This window comes from Ruoffia sp. FAM 24228, from assembly GCF_045528575.1.
Lineage (GTDB): Bacteria > Bacillota > Bacilli > Lactobacillales > Aerococcaceae > Ruoffia > Ruoffia halotolerans.
The window spans coordinates 1-17008 of sequence record NZ_JBGQQZ010000056.1 but is presented as its reverse complement, the minus strand read 5'-3'; the positions used below and the strand labels follow the sequence as shown (position 1 = coordinate 17008).

15 protein-coding genes are annotated in these 17008 nt (G+C 36.7%); all 15 read left to right on the top strand.

Features of this window, described 5'->3' with window-relative positions:
- The first annotated feature begins 142 nt into the window (after positions 1–142).
- On the top strand, positions 143–1324 hold the full coding sequence (locus ACEN33_RS09495; protein ID WP_407094944.1) for an ABC transporter substrate-binding protein: 1182 nt from the start codon (positions 143–145) through the stop codon (positions 1322–1324).
- A 370-nt stretch (positions 1325–1694) separates the two neighbouring features.
- On the top strand, positions 1695–2627 hold the full coding sequence (locus tag ACEN33_RS09490; RefSeq protein WP_407093881.1) for an ABC transporter permease: 933 nt from the start codon (positions 1695–1697) through the stop codon (positions 2625–2627).
- 2 nt (positions 2628–2629) lie between these two features.
- Entirely contained in the window at positions 2630–3553 is a 924-nt protein-coding gene (locus ACEN33_RS09485) for an ABC transporter permease (RefSeq protein ID WP_407093882.1), read from the top strand.
- Positions 3554–3563: 10 nt separating this feature from the next.
- Positions 3564–4619: an ABC transporter ATP-binding protein gene (locus tag ACEN33_RS09480; protein ID WP_407094942.1), complete on the top strand. Its 1056-nt coding sequence runs from the start codon at positions 3564–3566 to the stop codon at positions 4617–4619.
- 3 nt (positions 4620–4622) lie between these two features.
- A complete protein-coding gene (locus ACEN33_RS09475) occupies positions 4623–5552 on the top strand; it encodes an ABC transporter ATP-binding protein (protein ID WP_407094946.1) in 930 nt (309 codons plus the stop codon).
- Between the two features lie 484 nt (positions 5553–6036).
- The gene (locus tag ACEN33_RS09470) at positions 6037–6846 is read left to right on the top strand and encodes a transporter substrate-binding domain-containing protein (protein WP_407093884.1); all 810 of its coding nucleotides are present in this window, start codon (positions 6037–6039) and stop codon (positions 6844–6846) included.
- 14 nt (positions 6847–6860) lie between these two features.
- Positions 6861–8069: a M20 family metallopeptidase gene (locus tag ACEN33_RS09465; protein WP_407093885.1), complete on the top strand. Its 1209-nt coding sequence runs from the start codon at positions 6861–6863 to the stop codon at positions 8067–8069.
- 2 nt (positions 8070–8071) lie between these two features.
- Positions 8072–9274 carry an argininosuccinate synthase gene (locus tag ACEN33_RS09460; protein WP_407093886.1) on the top strand — a complete coding sequence of 401 codons (1203 nt, stop codon included), beginning with the start codon at positions 8072–8074 and terminating at the stop codon, positions 9272–9274.
- A gap of 28 nt (positions 9275–9302) precedes the next feature.
- Positions 9303–10676, top strand: a complete 1374-nt coding sequence (argH, locus tag ACEN33_RS09455) for an argininosuccinate lyase (protein ID WP_407094941.1) — start codon at positions 9303–9305, stop codon at positions 10674–10676.
- A gap of 143 nt (positions 10677–10819) precedes the next feature.
- Positions 10820–12433 carry a peptide ABC transporter substrate-binding protein gene (locus tag ACEN33_RS09450; protein ID WP_407094940.1) on the top strand — a complete coding sequence of 538 codons (1614 nt, stop codon included), beginning with the start codon at positions 10820–10822 and terminating at the stop codon, positions 12431–12433.
- 242 nt (positions 12434–12675) lie between these two features.
- Positions 12676–13713 (top strand): phosphate/phosphite/phosphonate ABC transporter substrate-binding protein, encoded by a 1038-nt coding sequence (locus tag ACEN33_RS09445; protein ID WP_407094939.1) that lies wholly within the window; start codon positions 12676–12678, stop codon positions 13711–13713.
- A gap of 77 nt (positions 13714–13790) precedes the next feature.
- Entirely contained in the window at positions 13791–14564 is a 774-nt protein-coding gene (gene phnC, locus ACEN33_RS09440; protein WP_218931666.1) for a phosphonate ABC transporter ATP-binding protein, read from the top strand.
- 19 nt (positions 14565–14583) lie between these two features.
- Positions 14584–15405 carry a phosphonate ABC transporter, permease protein PhnE gene (phnE, locus tag ACEN33_RS09435; RefSeq protein WP_407094945.1) on the top strand — a complete coding sequence of 274 codons (822 nt, stop codon included), beginning with the start codon at positions 14584–14586 and terminating at the stop codon, positions 15403–15405.
- Between the two features lie 15 nt (positions 15406–15420).
- A complete protein-coding gene (gene phnE / locus ACEN33_RS09430; RefSeq protein ID WP_197103583.1) occupies positions 15421–16230 on the top strand; it encodes a phosphonate ABC transporter, permease protein PhnE in 810 nt (269 codons plus the stop codon).
- A gap of 174 nt (positions 16231–16404) precedes the next feature.
- Positions 16405–17008 (top strand): IS30 family transposase (locus ACEN33_RS09425; protein ID WP_407094938.1); only part of this gene is annotated, 604 nt, incomplete at its 3' end.

Below are 17008 nucleotides of genomic sequence, written 5' to 3'. Positions count from 1 at the left end.
AAGGTTCATTTAGTTAAAATCTACTTCGAGAACGCACTATTTTGTAGAAAAATTCCCAATTTTTCCAAGAACGATTAATTTATTCAAGAAACCAGCTTAAATTATAGAGGTATGAATTATTCAGGAATACAGGAGGAATATTATGAATTTCAAAAAATTAGGTTTAAGTCTTTTAGCCGGTGTCACTTTATTTGCCTCATCATCAAACTTATTAGCCTTAGCACAAGAAGAAAATGAGACAGTAAAAATTGGAGCTAACATGGAAACATCTGGTTACTCAGCATCTTATGGGCAAGCAATGTACGAAGCTTTACAATTAGCTGTTGAAGAAGTAAACAATGAAGGTGGGCTTTTAGATGGCCTTGAAGTAGAAATCATTCATTATGACAATAAATCAGATAAGACCGAAACAGCTTCAGTTGCGACTCGCTTGGTTGAAGAAGGGGCAGTAGCTCTAATTGGACCGGGTGCAACAGATTTAGTATTAGCACAAAATCCCGTGGCAGAACAATCTGAAGTTCCAGCGGTCATTCCAGCAGCAACAGCAGATGATTTAACAATGGATCAGAACGGGAACGTATTAGATTGGGTATTCCGTCTTGCGTTCTCATACACTTACCAGGCGAATGCTACCGCTCGATTTGCAACGGATGAACTAGGTGCACAAAAAGCAGTTGTCCTAGTAGACCAGTCAAATGATTACTCTGTAGGACAAGCAGAACCATTCATTAAAGAATGGGAAGCGTTAGGTAATGAAGTTGTATTGGAAGAATCTTATACGAGTGGTGATACAGATTTCTCAGCTGTCCTAACGACTTTAATGGCGACTGAATTCGATGTTATTTATTTACCAGCCTTTTATACTGAAGGAGGCTTAATTACTAAACAAGCTAGAGAGATGGGTCTAACTCAACCGATCTTAAGTGGACACGGATTTGCAAGTGATGCCTATGTAGAGTTAGCAGGTGCAAGCAATGCAACAGATGTTTACTTTACGTCAAACTTTTACACAGGAACTGAAGAAAAAGCAGGTAAAGCATTCGTAGAAGCTTATGAAGCAAAATTTGGGAAAACGCCAGACACTTTCGGAGCACTTGGATATGATGGAGCAAAATTATTATTTCAAGCAATCGAAGATGCAGGATCTACTGACCGAACAGCAGTGAGAGATGCTATCGAAAATATGGAAACCTTCACGGGTGGAGTTACTGGGGAGTTTTATATTGATGAAGAACATAACGCCGTTAAACCAGCACCAATGTTACATTTAGTTGATGGAGAAGTTGCAGATATTTATGAAGTTGACGGAAGTTCTAATGAATAATTAGCATAATATATAATTAGCCTCTACAATGACAAAGTTTGTCACTCTGTAGAGGCTTTTCTTTTTAGTGCATATAAGCAATATTTATGAAAATGAAATTATGATAATAATATCATATATTAACTTAATTTTATGCTCATATTAGATTTTTATTCTTAATGGTTTCTGATATAATGTATAAATGAATATATCACCCCCGTGTAAGTTGCACTCTGGTGGTGGTTTTATTTATCGTTATGAACTAAATTGTGAATATGATTTTTAATATCACTCAGTTTGTAATATGATTCTAATCGAAATTCGATCACAAGAATTTCGATATAATATCCCATCATAAATTATGATGTAATTAATAAGGAGGAAAAAAATCGTGGCAAAGTATATCTTGAAACGCGTTGGACACAGTCTATTGTCATTATTTGTCATTGTAACTGTTACTTTTTTTCTAATGCGTTTAGCACCAGGTAACCCTTTTGCAGCTGAACAGCAAGAGGTTACACCACAAATTCAAGAGCAATTGAATGAAGCCTACGGACTAAATGATCCATGGTATGAGCAATACTTTAATTATGTAAAAAATGTTGCAACACTCGATTTTGGAGAATCGATGAAATATCGAGGACGCTCAACGAATGATATGATCGCAGAAAGTTTCCCTGTATCTGTGACACTGGGAGCATCTTCACTGTTATTTGCGATTGGCTTTGGTGTATTATTAGGCGTTCTTTCGGCAATGTATCACAATAAAGCAGGTGATTATATTGCGACAATCGTTGCCGTATTAGGAATTTCAATTCCATCATTCGTTCTAGCTGGACTCATGCAATATCAGTTAGGACTTCAATTAGGTTGGTTCCCAATCAGTGGTTGGAAATCTAACATGCATGTCATATTACCATCACTCGCACTTGGGTTAGGGTATATGGGGAACATAGCTAAGTTGACCCGGTCGAGTTTATTAGAACAAAACACATCCGAGTACGTGAAATTAGCAAAAGCTAAAGGGTTAAAAAAATGGGGAATAGTTTTTAAACACTCATTGAAAAATGCCTTGCTACCCGTCGTAACATATTTAGGACCATTAACTGCCGGTATATTGACAGGTAGTTTTGTTATTGAAAATATCTTCGCAATACCTGGTTTAGGACGTCACTTCGTCCAAAGTATTAATAACCGTGATTATACTCTAATTATGGGAATTACGGTATTCTTTGCGATTGTATTATTAATCGCTGTATTAATCGTTGATGTTTTATACGTATTCTTAGATCCGCGTATTCAATTGGAAGGAGATGACAACTAATTATGACTGAAGAACAAGTGCTTTCACAAAAGAATTTTGAAATCGTTGGTGGACGCGAAGAAGATACGGACGTCTTAAGTGAGAAGTCGATCTCTTTCTGGGGCGAAGTTATGCGTGCCTTTATTCGTAACAAACTCGCAATTGTAGGTATAGTAATTTTAGCTATTATCGCAATTATGGCTATATTTGTACCAATCTTATCACCGTATGATTATGCTGAGCAAACAGGAGTGTATAACTCTCCGCCGACAGCAGAATTTTGGTTTGGAACAGATAATCTTGGACGTGACGTATTCGTACGTTCATGGGTAGGGGCAAGAATTTCCCTACTCATTGGTATTTCTGCTGCGATTATTAACTTAGTTGTAGGGGTTGTTTACGGAAGTGTTTCTGGATTAATCGGAGGTCGTGTTGATAACATTATGATGCGTATCTGTGATATCTTAAACTCTGTTCCACAACTATTAGTCATTATTTTATTACTAGTTGTATTACAACAAGGTTTAGTACCAATGATTATCGCATTGTCGATAACTGGTTGGATTCGTATGGCTCGTATTGTTCGTGCAGAAGTGATGTCATTGAAAGCTCAAGAGTATGTTCTAGCATCTAGAACACTTGGTGCATCAGCAGCTCACTTAATCCGCCGACACTTAATACCTAACGCAATGGGATCAATTATTGTAACAATGACGTTACAAATTCCTGCTGCAATTTTTAGCGAGGCTTTCTTAAGTTATATTGGGCTAGGTGTAACACCACCTTTAGCAAGTTGGGGAACTATGGCTTCAGAAGGTAACGAAGCAATCCTAACAGCACCATGGAGACTATTATTCCCTGCATTATTAATTTCAATTACTATCTTTGGATTTAATGCTGTTGGTGATGGTTTACGTGATGCGCTTGACCCTAAATTACGGAAGTAAGGTGATATAAATGACAGAAAATTTATTAGAAGTTAAAGATTTGCATATCTCTTTCAAAACGTATGCTGGTAAAGTACACGCGGTTCGTGGGGTTAATTTTGAACTGAAAAAAGGTGAAACTTTAGCCATTGTTGGTGAATCTGGATCAGGTAAAAGTGTGACAAGTAACGCAATTATGCGTTTAGTACCACAGCCACCAGGAATATATGATCAAGGAGAAATTATATTTGATGGTAAGAATATTTTAGAATTAAGTGAAGACGAAGTTGCTCAAATTCGCGGGAATGATATCGCGATGATTTTCCAAGATCCAATGACAGCTTTAAATCCAACAATCAAAATTGGACATCAAATTACAGAAGTATTTAATATTCACCGTAAAGATATTAGCAAAGCTGAAGCGAAAAAACGCGCGATTGAATTACTAACATTAGTTGGAATTCCGTATCCTGAAGAACGCTTTGAACAATACCCACATGAGTTCTCAGGTGGTATGAGACAACGGGTTGTTATAGCGATTGCTTTGGCAGCTGAGCCTAAATTACTTATTGCAGATGAGCCGACAACTGCCTTAGACGTAACAATTCAAGCTCAAATCTTAGAATTAATGAAAGAAATTCAACAAACAACAGATACAGCAATCATCTTTATTACCCATGACTTAGGGGTAGTTGCGAACGTTGCGGATAAAGTGGCTGTAATGTATGCAGGTCAAATCGTTGAATATGGTTCTGCCAATGAAATTTACTATAATCCAAAACACCCATATACATGGGGCTTACTTGGTTCGATGCCGGACTTAGATAGTAATAATGAAGAGGATTTATATACAATTCCAGGAGCACCGCCAAACTTAATTGACCCACCAAAAGGGGATGCATTTGCACCACGTAATCGTTTTGCTTTAGCGATTGATTATGAACAAGAACCACCATTATTTAAAGTGAATGACGAACATTATGTTAAGTCTTGGTTAATGCATGAAGATGCACCACATATTCCGGTTCCAGAGATTATTCAAAATCGTATCGATCGTTACACATCACAAACGAAAGGAGATGCATAATTGATGGAGAGAAAAAAATTACTAGAAGTTAAAAACTTAAAACAATATTTTGGTAAGAAAAAGAATCCAGTTAAAGCAGTAGACGGCATTTCTTTCGATATCTATGAAGGTGAAGTATTAGGTCTTGTTGGTGAATCAGGAAGTGGTAAGTCGACAACGGGTCGTTCAATTATTGGTTTATACAATATTACTGATGGAGAAATCTATTACGATGGTAAACTCATTAGTGGAGATAAATCTCACGATGAAGCGAAAGAGTTAGTAACAAATATTCAAATGATTTTCCAAGATCCGTATGCGTCTTTAAACCCGCGTATGACGGTTGGAGAAATTATTAGTGAAGGTTTCGATATTCATGGACTATATAAAGACAGCCAAGAACGTTTAGACCGTATCTCTGAATTGTTAACATCGGTAGGATTGAACTCTGAACATGCAGGACGTTATGCACATGAATTCTCAGGTGGACAAAGACAGCGTATCGGGATTGCCCGTGCTCTAGCTTTAGAGCCTAAATTCATTATTGCTGACGAGCCAATTTCAGCGCTTGATGTTTCGATTCAAGCACAAGTTGTTAATTTGATGAAGCAATTCCAACGTGAACAAGGATTAACTTACTTATTCATTGCCCATGATTTATCAATGGTTAAATATATCTCAGATCGTATTGCCGTTATGTATCGTGGTAAAATCGTTGAATTAGGTTATGCTGATGAGATTTATAACAATCCTGTGCATCCTTATACAAAATCATTGCTTTCAGCCGTACCAAAACCTGATCCAATTAGTGAAAGTAAGCGTCAACGTGTCGCTTATTCTCATGAAGAAGTTCTTGAAGAGGAATTAGCTACGCATGAAGTTGGACCAGAACACTATGTATATGCTGCTAAGACAGATGTAGATAGATGGGTAGGACAAAAGACAACGATTTAATCAAGTTTCTAAACACAGGCATCATTTTGATGCTTGTGTTTTTTGTGGATTAAATATGAATATAATTAAAGAATTGACTGTTTATTTAGATAATTCTAATTTTATTTTAATTTAACTGTTGACTTTCACTTTGCAAGCTGATAGAATAATTTCAAGTTAATAAATAAGTCAAAGAATAAGAGAGTAAATTACTTCAAGGTAACAGCGAGATAGGACAGAGTGGAAGCCTATTTATCTGAGAGTAGTCGAACCGCACTTATGAGACAAGTTAGTGAATGTATAGCTAACTTCGCTGTCTGAGCGTTAACAAAAAGAGTGAATAAACCCTATATGGCCGTATAGGGGAGTTAACTAGAGTGGTGCCGCGGAATAAACCCCGTCTCTATCGTTGTATTTGTACAGCGATAGAGACGGGGTTTTTTTAATACCATCAATGCTTAGTCAAAGATTTATTAATTAATAAAAAACATAGGAGCAAATCAAAATGAAAAAAATAAGTAAAATAATTTTAGCTTTTGTTGTAGGGATGTTTTTAACTTCTGCGGTAAATATTAAGGCAGCGACGTTAGCTGAAATCAAAGAAAAAGGTCAGTTAGTTGTTGGAATGAATGCTGAGTATCCTCCGTTTGAATGGGTGGAAGTTGTGGACGGGGAGGCTGTTGTAGTCGGCATTGATGCCTCACTTGCCCAAATGATTGCCGATGAGATCGGAGTCGAGTTAGTCATTGATAACCGGGCTTTCGATTCATTGATCCCGACATTGAATACAAATAAAATTGACTTAATTATTTCTGGTATGTCGAACACAGAAGAGCGTGCTAAAGTCGTAGATTTTTCAGTTTCATATTATGAGCCTGTGAGTCAGTTTGCAGTTGCAAGTGATCAAGTGGATAATTTTAAATCCTTAGAAGATTTTAATGGTAAACGAGTGGGTGCTTTGTTAACTTCAACGCAAGAAATTTTCTTAAAAGAGAATATGCCAGAAATAGAACTAGTATCTATGGGTAAAAATGGAGATTTAATTGAGGGGCTAAAAGCCAAAAAGGTAGATGCCATCTTCATGTCAGATTTAACGCTGCAACAATACTTAACGAATTATGGCGATGTTGTTTCAGTCGTTGAAGGTATTGAAATTAATAATGAGTTGCTAGGAACGTCAGTAGCAATGACAAAAGGCAATTCAGAGTTACTTGAAGTCGTAGATAAAGTAATTACAGAAGCAAAAGAAAATGGCGACTTAGATAAAGTTTTTGAAGATAATATTGATAAAGCAAGTAAAGCTCAAGAACAGTAATAGGAGAGATAAAGATGACACTTGAATATTTTAATAATTTAGAACAATACACTGATGATTTACTTGAACGTAGACAGTACTTACACCAACATCCTGAAACCTCATTCAACGAATTTAAGACGGTCGAATACATTGAAAGCTTTCTTCAATCATTAGATCATGTTGAGATTATTAAACCCACTCAAACAAGTGTCATTGGCGTTTTTAAATCGAAGAAGCCTGGGAGTCGTATTGGTTTACGAGCAGACATCGATGCCCTCCCTATACAAGAAGAATTAACAGATTTAGATTATTGCTCAACGAATAATGGTGTGATGCATGCGTGTGGTCATGATGGCCACACAGCTATGTTAATGACAGCATGTCAGTGGTTAGATGATCACTATGATAGGTTAGCGGGTGAGATTTACTGTATCTTCCAACACGCAGAAGAATTACCACCTGGTGGTGCAAGTCAAATTATGGCAACGGGAGTTTTAGATAACTTGGATTATATTTATGGTCAACACGTCTCACCTGAACTTGAGGTCGGTACGGTTGATATAAAAAAAGGTCCTGTTACAACCAACTCAGATGGATATAAAGTGATTATATATGGGCTAGGCGGACATGCATCAACGCCGTCTAAAGCAATTAATCCTATCAACATTGCGAGTAAACTCATTCAAGCATTTAATGAGATTCCATCACAACATATTGATGCGCAACAATCAGCCGTTGTATCAAACACATATATTAAAGCAGGAAATAGTATTTCATTAAATATCATTCCCGATACTTTAGAGTTTGGAGGGAATATTAGAACCTTTGATGCAGATGTTCCAAAACACATTGAAGACAGCATGAAACAAATATTAGAAGGAATCTGTGGAGCCTATGGTGTGGGTTATAAGTTTAGTTACGAAGTAGGTGCTCGATCAGTGCATAATGATGATGTCAAGACCACACTCTTACAGGATATTGTCAGAAATTCTTTAGACGTCAATGTCATTGAAAGAAAGCCTGATATGTTCGGTGAGGACTTTTCAGCCTATAGCCAAGTCATACCAGCTACCTTTGCAATGATTGGAAGTCATAACCATACGAAGGAAACGCAATACCCTCTTCATCATCCAAAATTTAATATTGATGAAAGTGCATTAACAGTAGGTTTAAAGATGTTACTTACCGTCGCAATAGAATATGGTAAACAATTAACAAACATGAAATTAAAAGGAGAATGAATATGTGTAAAGATAAAATTGTATTAGCCTATTCAGGTGGATTGGACACGTCGATTACTATTCCATGGTTAAAGGAGAATTATGATGCGGATATCATTGCGGTGTGTGTTGATGTGGGGCAAAAAGAAGATTGGGAAGCAGTAGAGAAAAAAGCCATCGCTTCAGGAGCAAGTAAGTTCTACAATCCGCATGTAGCAGATGTTTTAGCAGAAGAATATATTTATCCGGCAATCTCAAGTAACTTGAAATACCAAGGGACTTACTTATTAGGTACTGCGCTGGCACGTCCATTAATTGCCAAAGAATTGGTCGCTGTGGCTCATAAAGAAGGCGCTACTGCAATTTGTCATGGCTGTACGGGTAAAGGGAACGACCAAGTTCGTTTTGAAACTGGAATCGCAGCTTTCGATCCAGAGATGAAGATTGTTGCACCTTGGCGTATTTGGGATATTAAATCTCGTGAAGATGCACTTAAATATGCTGAATTAAAAGGTGTGCCAGTGACTTCAACAATTGAGAAGATTTATTCTGAAGATGAAAACTTAATGCATATTAGCCACGAAGGTGGAGACATCGAAAGTCCTAAGAATGCGGTCGATTACTCAAGCATTCTTAATATAGCGAACGCCTTAGAAAATACACCGGATGAAGCTGAAATTGTTGAAATTACCTTTGAACAAGGGAAAGCAACGGCAGTCAATGGCAAAGAATTGAAAGCTCACGAAGTCTTAGAAACTTTAAATGTGATTGCAGGAAAACACGGTATTGGTGTCCTTGATTGGATTGAAGACAGAACGATTGGAATGAAATCCAGAGGGATTTATGAGACACCAGGAGCGACTCTATTAATGGGGGCCCATGAGCGTCTAGAAAGCTTAACACTAACAAAAGAAACGATTAAATTAAAGCAACACTTGGCCGTTGAATTCGCTGAATTAATCTACAATGGACAGTGGTATTCAATGGCAAGTGATTCGATATTAGCCTTTATGAATCATACACAAAAGACTGTTACCGGTGATGTTAAATTGAAATTATACAAAGGCAATATGTTACCACTCGGCTTAAAGAGTGAATTTGCTCTATTTGATGAAGAGGTATCAGGCTTTGGTGAAGATGATTTATTCGATCACCATGATGCCCAAGGATATATTAATGTGATTACGTTACCAACTAAGATTCAAAAGAAACTAGGACTTCTATAAGTTTTATTCAAAAAAAGGAAGAGGATATATGGCACTTTGGAGTAATGAATATCATCAGGAAATGTCAAATTCAGCTTACGAGTTTAATCAATCAATTTTAATCGATATCCGATTATTTGATGCAGATTTACGGGGAAGTATGGCACATGCCCAGATGTTAGGCAAACAACACATCATAGAATCGGATGAGGCTAAGCAATTAGTAGCGGAACTATCATCAATGCGCGAAGAATACGCAAATCAGACACTTCAAATTGATTTAAATGAAGAGGACATTCATAGCTTTATCGAAGCAGAATTAACACGAAGATTAGGTGATATCGGAAAGAAAATACATACAGGCAGAAGCCGTAACGATCAAGTAGCTACAGCGATGAAAATATATGCCTTAGATGAAGTTGAGTGGCTTATAGAAGCCTTAGAAAAAGTGATACTTGCCTTCATTGATGAAGCACAAGAGCATCTTGAGACGATTATGCCAAGTTACACACACTTACAACGGGCACAACCGATAACCTATGGTCATTATCTAATGGCTTACGTTGAGATGTTCTACCGAGATTATGGACGAATTAAAGATGCTGCCAAACGGATTAAAGAGACGATGCCTTTAGGTGCTGGTGCCTTAGCAACGACGACTTTTCCTCTAGACCGTGCATATACAACTGAATTGTTAGGGTTTAGCAATTATTCAAATAATAGTTTAGACGCAGTGTCGGACCGAGATTATAGTTTGGAATTATTATCGGCATTCTCTATATTAAGCATGCACTTAAGTCGATATAGCGAAGAAGTGATTATTTGGACCTCACAAGAGTTTAAGTTTCTGTCTTTAAAAGATACTTTCTCAACTGGCTCATCTATTATGCCGCAGAAGAAAAATGCGGATATTCATGAACTATTTAGAGGGAAATCCGGCCGTGTTTTCGGTGATTTAATGGGCGTGTTAACTGTCATGAAAGGCATACCTTTAGCATACAATAAAGATATTCAAGAGGAGAAGGAGCGTTTATTCGATGCGATTGATACTGTGAAGATGATGCTCTCATTACTCCCTTCAATGATTGACGAAACGATTGCTAATAAGGAAGTAATGTACAAAGCAGCAAGTACGGGTTTCATTAATGCAACGGATTGTGCAGACTACTTAACAGCGAAAGGATTACCGTTTCGTGACGCCTACCAAGTAACAGGTAATATTATTCAGTACTGTGAAGAAACAAATCAAACCTTAGAAACTTTGAGTCTGGCAGAGTATAAAGAAGAGCATGCTTTATTCGAAGAAGATACTTATGATGCGATCGATTTAACAGCTTGTGTTAATCGCCGACAAGTGGATGGTGGACCTGCTCCTGAGAAAGTACAGGAGCATATTGATAAAATTAGAAGCTTACTTATATAAAAATTATATAATTGCTTAAAGCTTAAAACATGAGTATATCAGCCATTAAAACGCTTAATAATTAAAAAAAAATGACAAAGCCCCTTGTTAAACTCTCATATATACTGTATATTATTAGATATAAATTAAAAGGAGGAACATTAATGAAAAAGTTCTTACGAGTACTTACATTAGTTAGTTTATTTTTATTAAGTGTAGCGCCGTTAGCACAAACAACTGCATCTGCGCAAGATGCTGCAACACTTAACTTATCCCTAGGAGCAGAACCACCTACATTAGACCCTGCTTTAGCAACAGATTCGACATCAGGATCAATCATCCGTAACGTTTTTGAAGGATTAACACACAATAACCATGGTGAAATTGAACCAGGTATTGCTGAATCATGGGAAGAGAGTGAAGATGGCCTTACTTGGACATTCACTTTACGACAAGATTCAACTTGGTCAAATGGAGACCCAGTTACTGCAAATGATTTCGAGTTTTCATGGAAACGAGCTTTAAACCCTGAAACTGCATCTCAATATGCTTCTATTCTTTACCCAATTGCTGGTGCTGAAGAATTTAACTCAGGTGAAGGCGAAGAAGACGCTGTAGGAGTTACTGCTGTAGATGACTACACATTAGAAGTAACATTAAACAACCCTACACCATACTTCTTAGAATTAACTTCATTCTACACTTACATGTCAGTTCATCAAGCAACAGTTGAAGCCGACTCTACTGGTTGGGCTGCTGAAGCTGGTGAAACATATGTAACTAACGGTGCGTTCAACTTAGATACATGGAACCACAATAGTGACTTAGTATTAGCTAAAAACGCTGAATATTGGGACGCTGATAACGTTGCTTTAGAAACAGTTAACATCCAAATTATCGAGCAAGAATCAACAGCTAACGCTGAATTCCAAGCTGGTAACTTAGATTACTTAGGTACTCCTTACGGAACAGTTTCTCTAGACTCAATCGACATGTACCGTGCTAATGAAGAACTAAACACAGTTCCTTACGCAGCAATCTACTGGTACAAATTAAATACGACAGATGAATTAATGCAAAACGTTAACTTACGTAAAGCATTATCATTAGCAATTGACCGTCAAGGTTTAATTGATAACGTAATTAAAGGTGGACAATTACCTGCATTAGGTGTTGTACCTCCAACAATCGAAGGATTCGAAGAAGACCGTGGCTACATGCAAGATGCAGCATTCGACGAAGCTAATGAATACTTAGCATTAGCTATGGAAGAATTAGGAATTTCAGATCCTAGTGAAATTACTGTTAACATCTCAATTAACGACAGTGAAGCTCACTCAACAATTGCTCAATTTATCCAATCTGGCTGGGCTACAAACTTAGGAATTAACGCTGAGATTGACTCAACAGAATGGCAAGTGTACTTAGACCGTCTAAACGTTCTTGATTACCAAGTAGGACGTATGGGATGGATTGCTGACTACAACGACGCTATTTCATTCTTAGACATGTACCGTACTGCCGATACTGGTAATAACGATACTGGTTGGGAAAATGAAGAGTACAAAAACTTAATTGATGAGTCAGCTTCTGAAGAAGATCCAGCTACTCGTACTCAAATGTTATTAGATGCTGAAGCGATTTTCATGGAAGAAATGCCAGTAATCCCAGTATACTACTACACAAGTAACTATGTTATCCAAGACCACGTACAAAACTTAGAGCCAGATGCTTTAGGTAACGTAAGCTTGAAAGACGTATCAGTTTCTGCTGAATAATACACAGATAAATTAACGACTAGGTTAACCTAGAAATTAAATAATACCGCTACAAGCAATTGTGCTGTTTGTAGCGGTATTTTTGTTTAGAATAATTGATATTAATCAATTTGCTTCAATAATCCCAAAAAGTTAACAATCCAATACGTGTGAATTTACACAAAATTTACATAAAATCAATAGCGGTTGATTATCGAATGGTATATAATATTAATGTTATAAAAAAAGGGAGGAATTATCTTATGTTAAGAAATTGGATAAAAAAAGCTGCTTTAACTTTAGCATCTGTGACAACACTTGCTTCAGTAGCGATGCCAGCTGTAGCTGGGCAAGAAACAACTCAAATTGATGAGTTATCAATCGGATTTGTACCATCACGTGATCCGGAAGAAATCGTAACAGCAACAGAACCATTAGAGCAATTATTAATTGACGAATTAGCTACTCTTGGTTATGAAGTAGGTTCAGTAGATATCTCTGTAGGTACTTCATATGAAGCAGTTGGAGAAGGTTTATCAGCAGGGACTATTGATATCGGATTTATTCCAGGTGGAACATATGTTTTATATGATGATGGCGCAGAAGTTATTTTAACTTCTACACGTGCTGGTTTAAGTAATGATTCAGACGATCCAGCTGATTGGAATGCGAACGAACCAACTGAAGCAACGGACGAACAAGTAACGTATTACCGTGCTATTATGATTGCTGGACCTTCAGAAAAAGGTCGTGAATTAGCAGATAAAGTTAATAATGGTGAAGAGTTATCATTTGAAGACTTAAATTCAGCTAATTGGTCTGTTATGAGTCCATCTTCTTCAGCAGGCTACATTTATCCAACAATTTGGTTACAAGATAACTACCAACAAAACTTAAGCGATTTAGAAAACGTTGTGCAAGCTGACTCTTACTTAAACTCATTTGCACGTCTAGCTTCTGGTCAAGTAGATATCTTAACAGTATTTGCTGATGGTCGTCGTGACTACGTTGATCAATGGCAATCTGAATTAGGTGGCGAAAATGATATCTGGACAGATACTGATGTTATTGGAGTTACGCCAGGTATCTATAATGATACAATTTCAGTAAGTAACAATTCAGATAACATGTCTGATGAACTTAAATCTGCTTTACAAGAAGCATTCATTAATATTTCTGAGACTGAAGAAGGTAAAGAGATTATCGCAATTTACGCTCACGAAGGATATGAAGTTGCTGAGAGTGCGGACTACGATGTAGAGCGTCAAGCACAAGAAATTTTACGTGAACAATCTAACTAATAACTAATATTATAATAAATATTTGAAGGCTAGGATAAATCCTGGCCTTTATTTGCTTGAAGAGAGGTTTGTAAGAAATGATAAAATTTGAAAATGTAAGTAAAAAATATCCTAATGGCGTAACCGCGTTAAAAGATGTGAATTTAACCATCGAACAAGGTGAGTTTGTTGCGATTATTGGTCTATCCGGAGCAGGGAAATCAACATTAATCCGTTGCATTAATCGCATGCACAGTATTTCAGATGGAACACTGACTGTTGATAATGAAGATGTAACTGCCCTAGGCTCAAAAGAATTAAGACGTTTCCGTCGAAAAATTGGAATGATTTTCCAATCATTTAATTTAGTCACTCGAATTAGTGTATTAAACAACGTATTAGTATCGAGTGTGCCAGAGTTATCATTTTGGCGTAAATTAACGGGTAGTTTTACAAAAGAGGATAAAATACGAGGATTGGAAGCTTTAGATAAAGTAGGAATCTTGGATAAAGCATATACGCGTGTAGACCAATTATCAGGAGGTCAACAACAACGTGTAGCTCTTGCAAGAACGTTAGCGCAAAATCCTTCTATTATATTAGCTGATGAACCTGTCGCTTCTTTGGACCCAGTCACAGCTAAAGTTGTTATGGATGATTTTAAACGCATTAATAAAGAAATGGATATTTCAGTATTAATTAATATTCATCATGTTGATTTAGCGTTAGAGTATGCAGATCGTATTATTGGAATTGCAAAAGGGGAAATCGTTTATGATGGTCCATCTAGTGACGTTGATCAAGAAGTATTAAACAAAATCTACCAAAATCAACCTATTGAAGTTGTTGAATCTTCAGTATCACCAGTATAGAGGGGGATTTATTGTGGAAATGAAATTATATGATCGTGTTTTTAAACCCAAAGAAATAGTATTATCTAACGGTAAAAAAATCCATCAAAGAGCGTCAAGAACCCCATTAATTATTTTGTTATTATTAATATTTACATATATTTCAACTAAAGTAACTGAGACCGAATTATCAGTCTTAGCTGAACGTGGGGAACAATTCTTTGTTATTTTGGGACAAATGATTCCACCAAATTGGAGCTATGCAAACAATATATGGAGACCCATGATTGACACTATTCAAATGTCATTACTTGGATCGGTGTTAGGTGCTCTCGTAGCTATACCTATTGCTATGTTATCTTCGTCAAATCTAATTCAAAGTCGTTGGGTTACTGGCTTTTTTAAACTATTCTTATCAATTACGCGGACATTACCAACATTGATTACAGCTTCAATCGCAACATTTATCTTTGGAATTGGAACGACTGCAGGTACTATAGCAATATTCATCTTTACGTTTTCCTATATTGGTAAACTAATGTATGAGAATATCGAAAATATTGATATGGGACCCTTTGAAGCCATGGAATCTATGGGATTATCCAAAGTAGAAGCATTCCGATATGCAGTAGTTCCTCAGATTATGCCAACGTACTTATCCGTATCACTTTTTGCGTTCGAGGGTAACATTCGATACGCCGCAATCTTAGGATATGTAGGGGCAGGTGGAATAGGTTTAATCTTAAATCAAGAATTAGGATGGCGAGATTATGCAAATGCCGGGATGATACTACTAATATTAATGGTCGTTGTATTCATAATCGAACAGATCAGTGAATACTGCCGTCAGAAATTGACTTAGGAGGAGGCACAAGAAATGAATAATATGATTAACAAACAACTTGAGCGTGAACCTAATCGACGAGTATACTACATTACAATATTCGCTATTTTACTAGCGTTTCTAATATGGTCAGTAACAGGCGTACAATTCAATGGAATTGATAGTCGAGGCTCAACCATTGCTGGAAATATTATAACAGGAATCCTATCTCCAGATTTAGAATTTCTATTTGAATTCTCTGATGAGGGGGTACCATATTTATTATTTGAAACAATATGTATTGCATTTTTAGGAACAATATTTGGATCAGTACTAGCGATACCTGTAGCATTTTTAATGTCACAAAGTATAGTCGGACCAGTCCTCTCCTTTATTACACGTACATTGCTCGTAGTTATTCGAACAATACCATCCTTTGTATATGGTCTGATGTTTATTAGGGTTACGGGACCAGGAGCTTATGCAGGAGTATTAACAATGTCAATTACATCTATAGGTATGGTTTCGAAATTATACTTAGATACTATAGAAGAAATAGATGATGGAATTCTAGAAGCAATGGAGGCTGCTGGATGTAATACGTTTGAGAAGATTAGATATGGAGTTATTCCTCAACTCTTTACAAACTTCTTATCTACAACTATATATCGTTTTGATATGAATTTAAGAGATGCAACAGTTTTAGGTTTAGTAGGAGCCGGGGGTATTGGAGCGCCATTAATATTCGCAATGAACTCATATCGATGGAGTGAAGTTGGTTCGATTTTAATTGGATTAATAATATTGATTTTAGTTATTGAATTTATCTCATCTAAATCCAGAGAGAAATTAGCAAATGGATAATAGCTGACTATATTTAGCCAAGAGAGTTCTCCGGAATTTCCTTGGCTTTTTCTATTCCTTCCATTATATATGACGAATTTACAATTTAAGTGCAACAACAATAATAAAATAAAAAAAGATCCATAGTTTTCCTATAAAATAGATGTACCAACCAACTATTAGAAGGAGAAAGCTATGAATCCATACACACATCTTACCATGAATGAGCGAGAAACAATATTCCTAATGTATGAACAAGGCGAAACTATCGGGCATATATCCGAGACCCTGGACCGTTCTAAATCGACTATCTCAAGAGAATTACATCGTAATTCAAACAAGGATGGCAGTTATTCACCGTCAACTGCTCATGGAGAGTATAAACGTAGAAAACAACTATGTGGCAGACATCGCACGCTAGATAAAGACTCTATTTTCCAGTTGGTCAAACGACTATTTCTCAACGAACAATGGTCTCCAGAACAAATTTCTGGTCGTTTGAACTTTGAAAATTCCAAAAATAAAATCAGTTATAATACTATCTATCGTGCAATTTATCGTGGCGACTTCGATGAGCCTGGTTTATCAACCGGTAATCGAGGCGCTATCCGTAAATTAAGACACAGAGGTAAAACACGCCATTCTAAAAATCACGTAGAGAGAAGAGGAAAGATCCCTATCTCCAATACGATTCATGAACGACCAGATAGCGCTAATGAACGAACTGAGATTGGTCATTGGGAAGCAGATACAGTTGCAGGTCAAACTGGTAAAGCGTGCTTAGTAACGCTAGTTGATA